At 66.1% G+C, this 16,005-nt stretch carries 9 protein-coding genes and 1 pseudogene; 7 read left to right on the forward strand and 3 right to left on the reverse strand.

Annotated features, from left to right (window positions below; genetic code table 11):
* Positions 1–122 precede the first annotated feature (122 nt).
* Positions 123–1,076 (forward strand): IS481 family transposase, encoded by a 954-nt coding sequence (locus tag J7E97_RS21210; protein ID WP_215029597.1) that lies wholly within the window; start codon positions 123–125, stop codon positions 1,074–1,076.
* Positions 1,077–2,143: 1,067 nt separating this feature from the next.
* Here J7E97_RS21210 and J7E97_RS21220 read toward each other — a convergent pair.
* The 3 genes from J7E97_RS21220 to J7E97_RS36680 form a co-directional block, all read right to left on the reverse strand.
* A complete protein-coding gene (locus J7E97_RS21220) occupies positions 2,144–3,043 on the reverse strand; it encodes a hypothetical protein (RefSeq protein ID WP_251054902.1) in 900 nt (299 codons plus the stop codon).
* A 129-nt stretch (positions 3,044–3,172) separates the two neighbouring features.
* Positions 3,173–3,949, reverse strand: a complete 777-nt coding sequence (locus J7E97_RS21225) for a Crp/Fnr family transcriptional regulator (protein WP_215029600.1) — start codon at positions 3,947–3,949, stop codon at positions 3,173–3,175.
* Between the two features lie 60 nt (positions 3,950–4,009).
* A complete protein-coding gene (locus tag J7E97_RS36680; RefSeq protein ID WP_285428493.1) occupies positions 4,010–4,144 on the reverse strand; it encodes a hypothetical protein in 135 nt (44 codons plus the stop codon).
* Positions 4,145–4,418: 274 nt separating this feature from the next.
* Between J7E97_RS36680 and J7E97_RS36835 the strand changes: the two genes are divergently transcribed.
* From J7E97_RS36835 to J7E97_RS21255, 6 genes and pseudogenes are all read left to right on the forward strand, one after another.
* Complete coding sequence (locus J7E97_RS36835; protein WP_215029603.1) at positions 4,419–6,038, forward strand: AAA family ATPase; 1,620 nt, start codon at positions 4,419–4,421, stop codon at positions 6,036–6,038.
* A gap of 226 nt (positions 6,039–6,264) precedes the next feature.
* Positions 6,265–9,663 (forward strand): glycosyltransferase, encoded by a 3,399-nt coding sequence (locus tag J7E97_RS21235; protein WP_215029606.1) that lies wholly within the window; start codon positions 6,265–6,267, stop codon positions 9,661–9,663.
* Between the two features lie 340 nt (positions 9,664–10,003).
* Positions 10,004–10,189 (forward strand): annotated as a pseudogene (locus J7E97_RS21240) (CorA family divalent cation transporter); the annotation flags it as partial.
* Between the two features lie 190 nt (positions 10,190–10,379).
* Positions 10,380–12,149: a hypothetical protein gene (locus tag J7E97_RS21245; protein ID WP_215029609.1), complete on the forward strand. Its 1,770-nt coding sequence runs from the start codon at positions 10,380–10,382 to the stop codon at positions 12,147–12,149.
* A 271-nt stretch (positions 12,150–12,420) separates the two neighbouring features.
* On the forward strand, positions 12,421–14,244 hold the full coding sequence (locus J7E97_RS21250) for a hypothetical protein (RefSeq protein WP_215029612.1): 1,824 nt from the start codon (positions 12,421–12,423) through the stop codon (positions 14,242–14,244).
* A gap of 120 nt (positions 14,245–14,364) precedes the next feature.
* Entirely contained in the window at positions 14,365–15,987 is a 1,623-nt protein-coding gene (locus J7E97_RS21255) for a TIGR02677 family protein (protein WP_215029615.1), read from the forward strand.
* The last annotated feature ends 18 nt before the right edge of the window (positions 15,988–16,005 follow it).

Consider the following 16,005-nt stretch of genomic DNA (forward strand, 5'->3'; position numbering starts at 1 on the left):
TGTATTGCCCCGGGAGGTTGTGGACGGGTGATGGAGGTCTCGGCTGAGGTGTCTTGAACGGGTGAGGGCCTTCCGGGTTCGGTGTGGATTGCGACATCTCCACCGAACGACAGAAGGCCCTCATGCCCCACCGTAATGCACCCCTGACCGAGACCGGACGGCTGCGGCTGGCCCGCTGCGTGGTCGTGGACGGCTGGCCGCTGCGGCGGGCCGCCGAACGTTTCCAGGTCTCACCGACCACCGCCCAGCGGTGGGCCGCCCGCTACCGCATGCTCGGCGAGGCCGGGATGGCCGACCATTCATCCCGCCCGCACCACAGCCCCAGGCGGACACCCACCCGCACCGAGCGTCGGATCATCAAGGTCCGCGTCCTGCGCCGGTGGGGACCGGCCCGCATCGCCCACCACCTGCGGCTGGTCCCCTCCACCGTCCACCGCGTCCTGACCCGGTACCGGATCGCCCGCCTGGCCTGGCTCGACCGCGCGACCGGCCGCGTCATACGCCGCTACGAACGCGAACGCCCGGGCGAACTCGTCCACGTCGACATCAAGAAACTCGGGAACATCCCAGACGGCGGCGGCCACAAGGCCCTCGGCCGCCCGGCCGGCCGCAAGACCAGGTCCGGCGTCGGCTACCAGTACATCCACACAGCGGTCGACGACCACTCCCGCCTTGCCTACAGCGAGATCCTGGCCGACGAGAAGAAGGAGACCGCCACCGCGTTCTGGGAGCGGGCCCAGGCCTACTTCACCAGCGTCGGGATCACCGTCGAACGGGTGCTGACCGACAACGGCTCCTGCTACAAATCCCACGCCTGGCGGGACCTGCTGGCAGCGGCCGGGATCACCCACAAGCGAACCCGGCCCTACCGGCCCCAGACCAACGGCAAAGTCGAACGCCTCAACCGCACCCTGCTCGAGGAATGGGCCTACGCCCGCCCCTACCGGTCAGAACAGGAACGACGCGAAGCGTTCCCCAAGTGGCTCCACACCTACAATCACCACCGCGGACACACCGCGCTCGCAGGCAAACCACCCGCCAGCCGCGTCCCCAACCTCACAGGGCAATACACCTAGGACATCCGGCGCCTGTTCCTCCGGCGACTCGTTCTGTCCCGTCTTGGTAGCACGCGCACCGAGCAAGGGGCGCATTGCTGTGGCGAACTGCTCGATCACCGTGCGGTCCTGTCCCGGGAGCAGAGCGACGGCCGCCATCAAGGAGACAGCGTCGGCGCTGTGCCGGGCCTTTGCGAGCGCGGACCGAGCAGCGTCCTCGGTGCCGGTCAGGAGTTCCTCAAGCACGGCCCCTGTCGGTGCCGAGGTCTCCGCACACTGCCGCAACCCGTCCGATAGGTCGACTGCGTCGCCCGGCAGCGGATGCGTCGAGAGGTAGTCGATGAACTCAGGGGCGGCCAGGTGCCCCAGTGCGGCGTCCAATTGTGAGCTGTCGAGCCTCCCTTCAGCGGCCACGAGCCGCAGTCGCCTCTCCGCGACCTCGTACGGTCCGGGCGCGGCACGCCTCTCTTCCCACCGGCTCGTGTCTGACGGCAACCGGGCATCCTGCGCCATGGTGACTATCAGGTGCGCCCCGGCACCCCGCAAGGCCTCGGCCAGGCCCGCCAGCCGCACGCCGTCGAGAGAGCGGGCGGACGCCGCCGGCAGACCCTGCAGGAGGTACCCACGGCCGGCCTTCGGTCGCCACGCCGACAGATCCGCCATCGCGTCCAGGCCCGTGACACCACCCTCGCCGTGCCGTTCGGCGAGCAGGGCGAACGCCGCCGTACGGGCGCCCGTTCCGGCCCTCGCCCTGAGCAGCACGATCCGGCTGTCCAGCGCCTTCCGGCAGCGTGCGTACGACGGCGGTTCAACGAATCCATACAAACGGCCGCGCACCTCTTCCGCCGGATACGGTCCCTCGCGCAGGCGCGGCTTGAGGATTCGCTCGGTGGCTTCGTCCGTCCACGCGCTGATGTTCAAATACGTGAAGTCGCCGCCGACGTTCCCCATCAACGCGACCCCGCTATCCACCCGTTGGTTGCCCTCACGGAGTGAACTGTGCTGACCGGCCCCCGAGCCAACCGACGGTGCAGGCTGGTCGGTGTTCGGCTGGACGTCCAGCTCGGCGGCCGGGCTGGGTCCGGCGTTCACAGGCGGTCCCCGTCGTCGGCCCGCTTGTCACCCGCAACGTTGTCTCCGCTGCCCCAGTGCTGGTTGGTTCCACGGTACGTGCTCGCGGGCGCGGTATAGGTGAAGTCACGACCGACGTTGCCCATCACCGCGGCGCCTTCCCTGACGTGCTGGGAGTTTCCGCTGTACTCCGTGCCGGAACCCTTGTCCGGTGCCACGGCGGGCGCCGTCGGCACCGCACCTACGGGTTCCTCACGCGGCTGGATGCCCGCCCGCACGAGGTTCCCGGAGGGCGAAGGAACGTACAGCCAGGCCCGCTGCGAGAAGTTCTTGCCATCGACGGTGGCCGACACTTCGACACACCGGTCGGGGTGGAGTCCCGTGTAGGCGCCCAGCACGACGTCCTCGTAGACCCGTTCCGAGATGATTGCGGCGAGGTGGGTCACCTCCTCGCTCGCCGCGGCGAGGATGGCCTTGACCGGACGCGAATCCAGGAGGCGGTGCATGTCGTTGCGGGCCGTGCCGTTGCCGTCCCCGGGCTCGCCCCCGTCGGGCAGCGGGCCCACGTGGATGCTGGCCCGGAGCCTGATCCGCGGACCGACGGCCTGGCGGTTGTACGAACCGAGCACGTCGTCCAGAACTCCCAGGAACGGCCAGAGCACGAAGGGCAGGTGCATCGGATCGAACCCGAAGACGACGCCGTCCCCCGTATTGGCGGGAAAGCGCTGGGCGTCGCGCAACTGGTGCAGGCCGACCCGCTCCAGAGCTTGGTCCACCAGCTGGGGAATGAGCTGGCTGACCGGGCCGTGTTGAGCGGCCGGCAGGCCGGTGAAGTCCTTCGCGTCAACGGCGAACAGTGCGCGGTAGGGCGGGAGCGGTCGGCTTTCGGCGTACGGAACAGGCACGGGTACAGACATGCGGGATCTCCTCACGGATGGTCTGGTAAGCAGCCGTAGTCGGGCTGCTTCGAGGTTCCATCCGCGCCGCTCCGCCAAGTGCACAGCGCTGGGCGCACGGGATGTGTCCCGGGTCACAGACTGCCGCCCTCAGTCGGCCGCCGCCCAGCGCTGCAGGGCTTCCACGTCCCTGATGACAATCACCCGCCGCGCCGTTTCGACCAGCCCGACGGCCCGCAGCTGCCCCAACCCGCTGATGACCGCATTGCGTGTCACGCCGATCGCCTGCGCGACCTCTTCCTGGTTCAGCCCCGATAGCCGGACGGGGCTGCTCCCGGGCATCTGGTCAGTGAGCACGGCCAGCCTCAGCAGCGTGCGCGCCAGTCGCACGACCAAGGGCAAGGTCTGCAGTTCGGCTCGGTGGATGTCGGACTCGCGCATCCTGGCGAGTGCCTGGCGCATCAGATGCATGACCAGTCCGCGCTCCTCGACGAACTGGACGAAGCGCTGTGCGTCCAAAACGACTGCAGCACAAGGCGTCAGGGCAACGACGTCCGCCGTCCGCGAGGTCCCATTGAAGACCGAGACTTCTCCGAGGAGGTCCCCCGGCCCACGAAACGCGAGCCACGTCCTGGCACCATTCGGTTCTCGGCAAACCACCTTGGCCAAGCCGGAGGTGAGGGCGAGTAGGTGCGTCCCCGGGGATCCCTGCCGCAGCATCACGCTGCGCTCGGAGTACATCCTGGTCACGCCTTGACTGCGCAGGTCGCGCCAGACTTCATCGGACAGCACGCGTCGCCTTCCCATCACACCCACATCGGTGCACCTCGGACCCACGAGTTGTACGCCGATGTTGCGGGCGGCATCGACGATCAGTTGACGTTGACCGAAAGCGATCGTGACGGCCCGCCCAGCAAGGCTCACCATGGCTGTCTTCGGCGCGCCATGGAACCAGACTCCTAGGCGATCCGATCGAACGGCCCTGATTCACTTGCGGGCCGTGAGCTCGGCGAGGAGGGCCACAACCGTGGCGGCTCCCACGACAGCGGCACCGACTTCTGGTGCGTACAGAGCCAGGATGGTGACGAGCAGACCGACCAGCAGAAGGAGAGCAACACGCACGCTTGCGGGTTCCATGGACATTCGCCTTCCTTATGGGAGAGAACGGGGATGTGCATCCAGCGTGTGTCCCCCACGGAAAACCTTGACGACCTGAGACGCCACCTGACAGCTTCGGCCAAAGTTCCCCGCCGCCCAACATGGTCTCGGCCGAGAATCAAAGATCTCGTGCACACCGTCAGCCCGTCTGGTTGACAGGATCTGACACATGCCGACAAGGGGGAATCGCATGGCGGGCGTCCAGTCTTGGAGGAAGCCGGACCTACACGGGCGCCCCGTGCTCAAGAAGCTCAACGACGGCCTGCACGACCTACGACTGGACGCTGGGCTCCCGTCTGCACGCAGCATCCGTGACCGGATCGGGCAGGACTCGCAGGGCTATTGGATCGTCAGCCACCAGGCAGTGCTGGACACCTTCCAGAGGCCAGACCTCCCCAAAATGGGCCGCCTGGAGCTAATCGTCGCCGTCCTGTCCGAAGACTCAGGTCACGACGACTCCGAGGGCGAAGTCAAACGGTTCAAAGGGCTGTGGAAGCAGGCGTACGACGAGACGGTCGCGCAAGCATCCGTGCAACCACCGTCCGAAGCCGCTGCTTCGGACGGCAGCGACGAAGCGGGAATCCCCACCGACTCTGTGGATGCACCCGGCCAGGATGCCGAAGAAGCGCATCAGCGAAGTCCGCAAGGCACAGCAGCCGATGAGGATACGCCTCCTGACGTCGACGAAGCGGCTGCACGCGTCAACTACGCCGAGGAGTCCCTGAAGGGGCTGATCATCAACGCGGCACAGGCCCTATGGGACGACAAGGATGCACTGAGGGTCTTCCTCGGTGTCGTGCGCCGTGGTGAAGGATTCGTCAAGATGGCTGACGCCGTAGGTGAGAGCAGGCCGGCGAACGCCACGTACTACGGGGTCAAAAGCAGAGAGTTCGAGGTGGCCCCTTCGCCGGCGCGACATGAGTTGGTCATGCTGCACCGTCTCCTCCAGAAACACAGGGTCAAGCGACAGTGGTCGTTCACCTACCTGGGAGAAAAGACAGGCATTCCGTCAGATGCCTGGATCCGTTGGTATGCCCACGACGAGCTGCCGACTCGTGAGGCGGTCGTGGCCTTCTCTCACGTGGCACACCTGATGCTCGAGGACCACGTGCTTCTCCTCGGGCTTTGGGAAGCGGCCCACGAGACGTTGGAGGCGCAGCGTGGCTTCGAGGATCTACCGGAGCGTGTCAGCTTCGACGAGGCATGGTCGATGCGGGATCCGGCGACACCAGCCTTGTGGGCACTCGCGGGGATCGCAGGAGAGGAACGGCGTGCGTACGGTCCTGACCTCGCAACTGGAATTGCTCCGGCATTCGTCGTGGCAGGGCCACCGGGGTCAGGGCGGTCCACAGCACTGGTCAACATCTCACGCGCTCTGCTCGCTGCCAATGCCCGCGTCGTTCTGGTCGCACCAAGAGCCTCCCCCTTGCGAGAATTGGCTGTTCAGAGCGGGGTGGTGGACTGCTTCGTACGCGATGAGCTCGGTTCCGACGAACTCGGGGGAGCCCTGTCGTCGGCGTCTCCCGAAGAGCCGATCGTCGTAGTGATGGACGACGCAGAGATCCTCGAAAATTGTGACGCCGGACGTCTACTCAAGAGCGTCGTGCTTCACGGATTCGAAGAAGGAAGGGCCCTGGTGGTGGGCTGCCGCGAAGACAGACTCCCGTTCCGCTTCGGTTGGGCCGGGGAGACGAAGAAGGCCCACCGTGGCCTTCTGTTGTCCCCGCAGGAGCGGAGCACTGGCGATGTGGTCGGCATCAGAATCGGCGACTCCATCACTGGCTGGCCTATAGCCCCTGGTAGGGGTTGGCTGCACCTCGGGGACGGCAAGCTACTGCCTGTCGCTGTGCCGGGGTGAGGCGCCACTGAGGCTGGCCAACCGTTGACACTACTGGTTCTCCGTCTCCTGAACGCCGTCGATCGTGGCGACTGGCCCGAGACTGAGGCGTTCCTTGCGGCACTCGAACCGGCGGAAAAGTCCGTGCACCCGACAATGGCTGGACCTCGGATGAGCCGGATCGGCAAATCGATGATGTGCGGAGGGGCCGGACCGTACGATCGGAGCGGATCTTAGGGGGCCCACTGTGGACATCAGCCAGCTGCGCAACCCGTATGACTTCCGGAATCCGGTGCGCGAATCCTCCGTCTTCGCCGGTCGGAAGCAGGAGCAGGAAGCCATCCGGTACGAGCTCGGGCAGGCGGCGGTGAACCGTCCCTCTGTGTGCGTGGTGCTGCACGGACCACGTGCCGCAGGCAAGACCAGCCTCCTCAACGCCACTGACCGAATGTCCCGTGACAGAGGGTTCACCACCGTGCGGGTGGAGTTGGTCGAGGGCGATGGCGAACCGATCGTCTTCTACCGCAAGGTGTACGAAGAGCTCCTCGCCTCTGTGACGGAGACGCTGCGCGCGCGGGACGGTACGGCACCCTTCTCGCTGCCCGCCGTGCGGCGCGTCATGGCCGGCGTGGACAGACCGGGACCGGTAGACGTTCTGGCCTTTCCCGAAGCGGTTGCCTTGACAGCCGTACGTGATGATGGACGCGTTCCAGAAACGGCGCTACGGGCCGATCTCAGCCTGCTCGTGGGGCTGCTCGGACATCCCATCACGCTGATGGTCGACGAAGCCCAGCTCATGGCAGCGGACGCACGCGTGCTGTCGGTTCTGCGATTCCTGACCAGCCGGGTCGACGGACTGGTTCTGGTCCTAGCTGGCACTTTTGGTCTGATGGACCAGATCAGGTCCGTGCACTCCCAGATCATGCGTCAGTTCAAGGAGATCGAGGTCACTCGGTTCGTAGAACACGAAGACGTCCAGGAATGCGTGCTGAGGCCCATCACCTCCCTGGGCCTTCACCGCCACGTGGTGGCAGGTGGTGTGGTGTGGGACCTCATGCAACTTACGGACGGCAACCCCTACGAGATCCAGCTCTACTGTCACGAAATGTTCGCTCGGATGCAGGCCGGTGACACCGAAGTGATGGAACTGACGCCGCAGGTACTCGAAGCTATCCGGTCGCGGCTGGAGAGCGGCCGCAACCTGATGGACCGCCCGCTGATCAAGGCCGTACGCGCGATGCCTGACCCAACGCTGACAGCCTTTTCCATCCTCACTTCGGCACTGGGCACGGCCACTGCGGACCAAGCCTGGTTCGCCCATGTCATTGCCGGTGAGCCGAAGGTCAGTCGCGAGACGTACAACGCTTGCCACCGGGAGTTCGTGGACGAAGGCCTCCTAACCGCCAACGAGACCATCACGCTCGCCTCCGAGACCGAACTCCTCGACGAGATCTACGTCCGCGTCTACACGATTCATCAGCTGGGTAACGCTTCCTTCACCGGTCGTAGCGACCTCCGCACTCTGTACTTGAACCGCCTGCTGTTGCTGATGCATGACTTCGCACTGCGCTACCCGATGCAGATCATGCCTACCTGCTGTCCAATGATGGAAGCCTCTCACCTGGAGCGGGGCTTCTTGGCTCTCCGCAACCTTCCGGTGGAGGGTCCAGACTCCACACCGATAGTCCGATTTGTTCACGCCGCGGTTCTTGCTGCCGGAGAGCCAGCGGCCCTCGACCTGAGCAGCGTCACGTGTCGCTTCGGTGACCAGTCCGTGGAGCGCTGGCTGTTCTCGTCCGCTCAAGAGGACGTCGATCTCCGAGCCTTGCCCGAATTCGCCCAAGCCGCAGAGCAGATCGCCCATAACGGTGGCGAACTGACGGTAAGGCGGAACCGTGTCCGGTTGGGGACTTGGCCAGCAGACGAATGGTTCGGCCGGGCGACGGGAGAGTTGCGGACGGATCTGGCCCGCGCGCACCGGGACGCCGCCTATGAAGCGTACGGCGCCGGGGACCGCGCCAAATCCATTCGGCACTTTCGAGCAGCGTACGAGCTCAATCCGAATTGGCATGACTCCAACAATCTCACCCATGTACTGCTGGCAACCGGCGCCTTCGACGATGCTCTGGCCTGGGCTCCTATCGCCCTCGGCCTCGCAGCCCTACCTGCCGACCGTGCCATCAGCGCGTACAACATGGCCGTGGGGCACCTCATATCCCAAGACCCAGCCGCAGCTACCCAGGCTCTGGCCCTCGCTTCCACAGAGCTTGAGCAGCTGGAGGTGGCTGAGTATCCGATGGCGTTCCTGATGGTTCCGGGCACTGGCGAATCCCCCACCCTGCAGGAGGAGCCCGAGGCCGATCTATACACGGCGGTCCGTCGAGTATGGGAGGTCTTGGGTCCTGAAGCGAGGAAAGATCGGGAAGCTCCACCGGCCTCCACCAAACGGGCGCCCGTCGTGCTCGCCGTGGCCACCGAGTGGTCCTCCTCGCACGGCGGACTGAGCACCCTCAACAGGGAGTTGTGCTGTGCCTTGGTAAGGGCAGGCGCCACGGTGTATTGCATCGTCCTAGCAAGCACCTTGGAGGAGGTAGCGACTGCAGCCACGGCCGGTGTAACGCTACTGCCGGCTCCGCCAGCCACAGGCGAGCCCGACGACATGCGGCTGTCAGCTCGCCCCGCGCTGCCGGACGGCACGATCCCAGATCTGATCGTCGGGCACAGCAGGGTTACCGGATTCGCTGCACGGCGCCTGGTGGATGACGTCTACCCACAAGCACGCCGGCTCCACTTCATCCACATGGCCCCCGACGAGATCGAATGGCACAAGGCTGGCCGTGACAAGGATGCCGCACAGCGAGCAGCCCAGCGCACAGAGGTCGAACGGAACCTGGGCGCGGGAGCCCACCGGGTGATAGCCGTGGGGCCACGCCTACACGAGCAGTTCCTCACCGAATTCACCAAGTCCCATCAGTTGCCCCTGCGGTTGGATCCTGGATTCGACATTCGAGCCGATCTACCCGGTCCGCGCACGCCACCAGGAGGGCAGCCCCTACGGGTCTTGGTGCTCGGACGCACAGAAGACGCGGAGCTGAAGGGAGTGCGGCTTGCGGCAGCAGCCTGCGGCCGAGTCGACACATGGCTAAAGGAGGACCGTGAGTCCAGGCTGCGGCTTTTCGTCCGTGGTGCCCGAGCGGGGACCGGTGAAGCGGAACGTGAGGCAATCCGGGCGTTCTCCGGTATCCCCGACCTCGATACGGTGGTACGGGAGTACACCACCAATGAAGAGGCGATCGAGCAGGATCTTGACATGGCCAGTCTGCTCCTCATGCCGTCGCGTTCAGAAGGCTTCGGTCTTGTCGGGGTGGAGGCGATCACGCGGGGCGTGCCCGTCCTGATCAGTTCGGCCAGCGGTCTCGGGCAGCTCCTGCACGAGGTCCTGGGTCAGCGGGCGAGCCGGTTCGTCATCACTGTCACTGGTGACGCGGACAAGGACACCGACACATGGGCCCGGGCGGTGGACCGCATCCTGCGCGACCGTGAGAGGGCATTCCAACATGCAGCCGAACTACGTGACGACCTCTCCCAGAAGGTCACCTGGGCGACGGCGGCGGACACGGTCCTCTCCCAGGCCATTCCGCGCTGAGGACGCTCCGGCTGCGCACGGCCCTCTCGTGGAAGCGGTCCGGCTCTACCCCGCACGCGACTGCCAGCCGATGTCCGCGACCATACCCAGGGCTCCCTACTCCAATGCGCTCAGCAGCCCGTTCCACTCTCCGAGTGGGCCCGCTGACCAGCGGGAATCGCCTTCGGAAGCGCCCTCGGCTGGGGAGAATCTGGGGAGAATGGAGCCCCGTTGGGGAGCGGCTGGGGAGGATCGGCCGCATCAATAGGCGGCACGGCGAAAGAGCCGGAAAGGCCCATCGCCGCAGGTCGGACTGCCCCTCCAGGCGATTTCCGCAGGTCAGCGGGACGAGGGCGACGACTTCAAGAAGATCTCCTCCTGGGCGGCCATCTTGTTTGCACCCACACTGGTAGGAACCATCTACGGCATGAACTTCCAGAACATGCCGGAGCTGAAGTGGGCGGGTGGGTACCCCTTCGCAATCCTGCTGATGGCGGTCGTCTACGTCGGCCTGTACGTCATCTTCAAGAAGCGCGACTGGCTGTAACCAGCAGATTCGCACCCTGGATCGGCCAGGCACCGGCGAACGCCGAGCGGGCCCATCGCGACAGGCAGTGCACCTGCATGGCGTTGCGGTGTGCTGGCTCCCCTGCAATTGATTGACAACTGTCAGCGGAGCCCGGCCCGGACGGCTGATTCGGAGGCGGGCTGACCCACGGCTGCATAGGGTGAGCGTCGTGACTGATTCCCCCGACGTGCGGTCGGCCACCGACGCGCATGCTGCCCTCATCCCCATCTTGGTGCCGGTGGCGGGTGCGGATGCGGAGCTCGTCTCCATTGGAGAGCGCTACTGGGCCTTGGCCGGGTTCCACTCTGAGCTCGGGACGGCGGTGTGGTGTGAGAAGACGGCACAGATCGACACATCTGGTTGGGGCCGGCAGATCTATGCCGTCGCCGCCGCCGGGGTACGGGCTGTGGTGGAGGGAGTGGCCTGCGCGAAGTGTGGAGGGCAGCTGAGCCTTACTTCGCGTACTGCTTTTCAGCAGTTGTGCGACGGCGAGCAGCAGGTCTGCGTCGACTGCAAGGAGTCCTTGCTGGCGGCAGTGAAGGTGGTGCTGAATCCAGCGCGCAAGGCAAAGCGGGAAAAGCAGAAGGAGGCAGAGGCGGCTCAGCGGGTCATTGCTGAGGCTCGGGCCCGGTGGCATCAGCAGCAGTCGGACGAGATGGCCGCCGGGTATCCCGTCGCGTTCCCTTCCATTTCGCAGGAGCTGCCGGTGGCTGGCATCCGGGAGATGGTCGGGGCTTTCGCGCTCCTGCGATACGCGCCCGCATCGGATCCGTTCAGGAGCGTGGGCTCCTGGCCAGTACCACTGCACCCGGACAGTGGAGAGATCCCCAAGCTCCTCGGGTCGTTGGTGCGGGCATCCCTCATCGCCATCCATCCGTCGAGCCCTGCAAGTGCGGTGGTATGGGAGCCGGCTTCCTTCGAGGATGCCGTTCGTGATGCTGGGGGTGACCTCGGCGCAATTCCACAGCCCGAACTGACGCACCAGTTCTATCCCACAGTCGCTCACTACTTCGCGCCCATCGGAACGAGCATGGGCAAGGCCGTGGAGGGGCTCGACGAGCATCTCGCCGCTGCGCTGGTGCCCATAGACATGACGGCGGACGAGCAGGGCGAGCTTTTGGCAGTTGCCCACGAGCTGCTGGTTGCCGAAGGGCTGCGCTACTTCCAACACCGGCTTGAGGAAGTGCGACTGCCGACAGTACCGGACAATCATGTGGCACGACTAAGGACAGCGATGGGCAAAGTAGCTGAGTGCCGTCCCCTGGGGGAGATCTACAACCTAGTCTGGCGGGTGACTCGTGGCGCGGCAGAAGCTGCGCAGAAAAATCCGCAGGCACCGCGGGCCAACCTAAGCACCCACGCCCTCAACCAGTTCGAAGGACATGTCCAGCGGGCGGTTGACGAGCCGGGCTGGGAGATCAAGCCCTTCAGCGAGGTCCAAGGGCTCGGCCTCGCGGCGATGACCCGAACGCTCTTCTACAACGTGCTGGACGTGCATCCCGTCGAGACTAGCTTGGTCGAGCTGGAAGTGAACTTGCCGGAACCCCGTCGTGAGGTGTCTGCCCAGGGCGTGAACCCGCCGCCCTTCGAGGCGGCGGCCGATGACCCGCTCGCGGAGCTGATTGTGTGGCTGTCGACGGCTGACAGCTGGAACCCCAAGGATGTCCTAGAGGTCCTCGACGGCCTCAAGCAGGCACGCAACGACGGGGAGTGGTTCGAAGGAAGGATTCTGGCCAAGGAAGCGGCCAAACTGCTGGATCTCTACCGACGCCTGGCGCCGGCCATCGGCGTCCGCAGCGCCGTGCTGTCCGTACTGGCGGCCACGGAGATGCTGCTCCACCCTGTCAGTGTCGGGGAGACGCAGATCGCCTCGGGCAGATGGATCTCGGCCAAGATCGTCACCGTGCTCGTACCGGAGACCGCTGATTCGGACACCTGAAGCGCAACTCTGCGGAAGTAGCGCGAGACGCTCTCGCCTGTACGTCATCTTCAGCAGCCCGACTGGACGTTGCCGACGACAGCCGCGCTTGTCAGACCCGTCCGGCACGATGGGCAGACAGTTCGCGCACCTCATGGGGGATGCATTGAGTGGGACCGAGCCGCGTTCGGGGCTTCCTGTGGAGTTTCTTCGTGCCGTCGTCTCTGTGGCTGGCCCCGGTTCGCCCCCGACCCGTGCGGCCGTTCAGCTCGTACGCACCATGCCGGAGGGCATGGTGCGCGACGACCTGGTGCTGGCGCTGCTGCGTGGGGCTCTCAGGGAGGCTGCCCCCGAGTGGTTACTGCAAGTCGCAATCGACCGCGACGTGGACCGGCCACGAGAGGACCAGTATCACCCTCTCGGACCCGCCCTGGCACTGGCTTCAACGGCCCTCTCCCACACCTCGTGCACCGACGAGCAGCGCAGAGACGCCCTTCGCCGCTGTTCCGTTCCCCAACTCGGCCGTCTCGGTCATGCGAACTGCACAAAGCCGGTTGCCCGCGGGATCGTGGCGGAGCTGCGGCACCGGGAGCCGGACAGCCAGCCCATGACACCGGCGCTTCTCACGGAACCGGGGTGTGCCCAGGTGGTCTTGCGGCAGCCCGACCTTCACGAGCATGTTTTCGCCGTCGCCCTCGATCTGCTGCCGGTGTTCCCCAGCCTGCAGAAGAGCGGCGAGCAGGAAGATGCCGACTCCTCGTACGAGGCCTACGTCGCCGCGCAGAGGGCGTGGGAAACCATGTGGGCAGGAGTGGTGTCCCAGCACACGTCCCGCCATCGGCAACTCCTCAGTTGGGCCGCTGACTCGCCTGCCGACCACGTCATCCGAACGCACCTCCTCGGCACGCTGCCCTGGGATGTCGAGCCGGGTCTCCTGGAAGAGATCGCGGCCGATGACCTCGCACACTTCCGTGACTGTGTCCTGGTCACGCGTGTGTGCCGAATGCTCCGGGACGGCACCTCGGAGCAGGAGGTGCGTGCCCATTTCGCCGACGAGCTTGCCGCGCCGGCAGCCGAAAGTGGACGCGACCTCGAACGCTACTTCTCCGGCAGGCCGCTCTTTCGCCGGTACGGGGCTCATGCCGCAATTTCTTGGATGGAGCTTGCCGCGAAGGGCAGCTGGCGGCACATCCTCAATCCGACCGAGGCCAACAGCCGCTACGGCGAGCCACACACCTGGCGCTCGCCAAACGATCTGCTACACACCCTGGGACGGCGCTTCGCCGAGGCGGGCCTCACGGCCCTGATGCTGTGGGAACTCGACGAGGAAGCGACGTACGGAAGCCCTACGGGCCTACGCTGGGTGCACTCCACGCTGTTGCACTTGCCCACCCTGTCGGACGAGGTGGCGACCCGCGTGCGCGCCATCCTCAAGGCCTCGCGCCCGGATCCGTACGCACGCCTGCGAACCCACGACCATGCCGCCGTGAGAAGGGAGCGGGAGCTCTCGGATCTGCGCTCGGACATCGAGCGCATGATCGGCGACCCTTTGGCAGCCACCCGCACGTACGCGCTCGGAGATCCGAGCAGTGTCACCGTGCGAGACCTCGCCGGCGCAGCGAACGAGGTGCTGAACGGATACCTGACGCGACACGAAGGCGACGACGCTCTGGTCGAGAAGGCGCTGCTCGCCTTCGCATCACGGGCCCATCGCTCGAAGCCCGCGTTCGCTGATGTGCTGGTCCGCCACTCCCAACCCCGCGCCGCCCTGCTCGACATCACCATCGATCTCCGACGCAGGCTCGGTGGCTCCCCCCAGCATCGAGAGGCCTGGGCCCGAGAAGTACTCAGCCTGCCGGACTGCGATCCGGAGCTGATTCGTGCACTTCCTGCATGGACCGTCCTCACGATCGGGGGAGAGTCCCGCTACAGGTCCGCGCACAAGGCCGTCACTGCGATCGTCATGGAGACCCTGGGTGACGATCACGACGCATGGGCCCGCTTCACGTCGAGTCCCGCCTCCTACTCGGGGCCCACCGCCTGGCTCCGGCTGGGAGACGTCCTCGACGCTTCCCTCGGAAGAACCCCGTGGCCCACGCCGCCGAGCAGCAGATGATCCAGCTCGAACCCCGCAGCGCGCGGGCCGTCACCGATCTCGACCAGCTTGCCCGTGTCTCCCGACGGAACATTTCCGAACCCACGCAAACAGTCAGTATCACTGCGTAACCTCGATGCTATGGGGGAGCAAGCGCGGGATTCATCACCGGAGACCGACCGTGGCGATACGTGGCAGCGGCTGAACGCTTACGCGTACCTCAGTGCGCCGGAGCGACTTGAGTACGTCGCGATCATGCGGGTCTTCTGCGGCACCCTCCTCGCCGACCTCGCGGTGCCGGACGTACTAGCGAAACTGGCAGGGCCCGGCAAGCCGGCAGTCCCGTTAGACGCCGAGACGCTCACCGCCCGGCTGGAGCGGCTGGTGCACTGGGGCGCCTTGCTACGGAGCAGTCACTCGGTGAAGGCGTCGAGCATCACCGAGTACCAGCGCTCCCGGTCCCGCTACCAGTTGTCGAAGCTGGGCGAGCGGATCCAGCGGGACGCCGACGAGGTCCTGGCCGGGGCGGACGCAGCCCGCGAGGTGAGCAGCGAGCTGCTGGCGCTGGTCGAGCGCGGACTGCGCGAACTGAACGAGCTGGTTCAACGGCCCGGAGGGGTAGAGCCGCAGGACGCGCTGGAACGCGTCAGCACGCTGTTCGTTCAGTTCACCGAGTTCGCGGACTCCGTGCGGGACTTCTACGCCTACCTCGGTCAGGTACTGGCGCGCTACGACCTGGACAGCGCCGAGTACCAGGGCTTCAAGGAACTGCTGCTTGACTACGTTGAGGCGATCAGGGAGGACGTGGCCTTCCGCGCTCCTCGAATCGCGTCGGTCCTCGACCTTCTGTGGCCCCACCTCCCTGGCCTCCTGGAGCGCCTCGACGCCCACGCCCGCGGTTTGTCAGGGGTTCCGGGGGCAGGCGGCCAGACCGAGGTCCGGGTGCAGCGCAGCCGGGGCCGGGAGAAGGCCGATTGGGAGGGGCTCCGCGGCTGGTTCACCGACGTCGACGGACAGGGAAGCCAGGTCGATCAGTTGCGTGATGCCACCATGCGCGCGCTGCAGTCCTTGCTGACCAACGCCAAGCGGATGCTGCGCTCGGCCTCGGGTGAGATGTCGAGGCGCAAGGACCTTCTTCGGCTCGCCCGATGGTTCGACGAGGCAGCTCCGGAGGAAGCGCACGACATCGCGGTCGCTGCCTTCGGCCTCTACAGCGCCCGCCATCTGGGTGTCCCGCCGGCCTCTGACGAGGCGGTTCCCGCGTACACGAGTTGGTGGAACGGCCCGGTGGTCGAGGTGCCGGTGGCGCTACGCGAGCGGGGCAGTCGCGCGCAACGAGGCCGGGCATCGGCCATGGAGAACCACTCGGCGCAGAAACGGCACCTTCAGGAAGTCGCCCGTGCACAGGCCGAGGCCAGAACGGCGGCAGCAGACGAACTGCGCAGCGCTGCGGGTCGCTTCACAGACGTACGCCTCACCTCGGCGGCCCTCGGACTGCTACTGGAACTGCTGGCGACAGCACTGGGGAACGCTCGGCTGCGGCGCACGGGAGTTGGAGGCCCAGACGAGGCCCAGGAGTTCGGCCTGGAGTCCGCGCGGAGCGAGGATGCCGAGCTCGGCATCCAACTCACCGTACGTCGTTCCTCCGGGGCGAAGACAGTGTTGCACTCCGCCGACGGCGACCTGGTGCTGGACGACCTGGAGCTGGAGATCGGACGTGCGGCCGGCTCGGCCGGACGTCAGGCCGAGGTGAGTGTGTCGTGACGCTTCCTTCGGCACACG

Origin of the sequence: Streptomyces sp. ISL-66, from assembly GCF_018614135.1 — a bacterium.
In the GTDB taxonomy this organism is placed as follows: Bacteria; Actinomycetota; Actinomycetes; order Streptomycetales; family Streptomycetaceae; genus Streptomyces.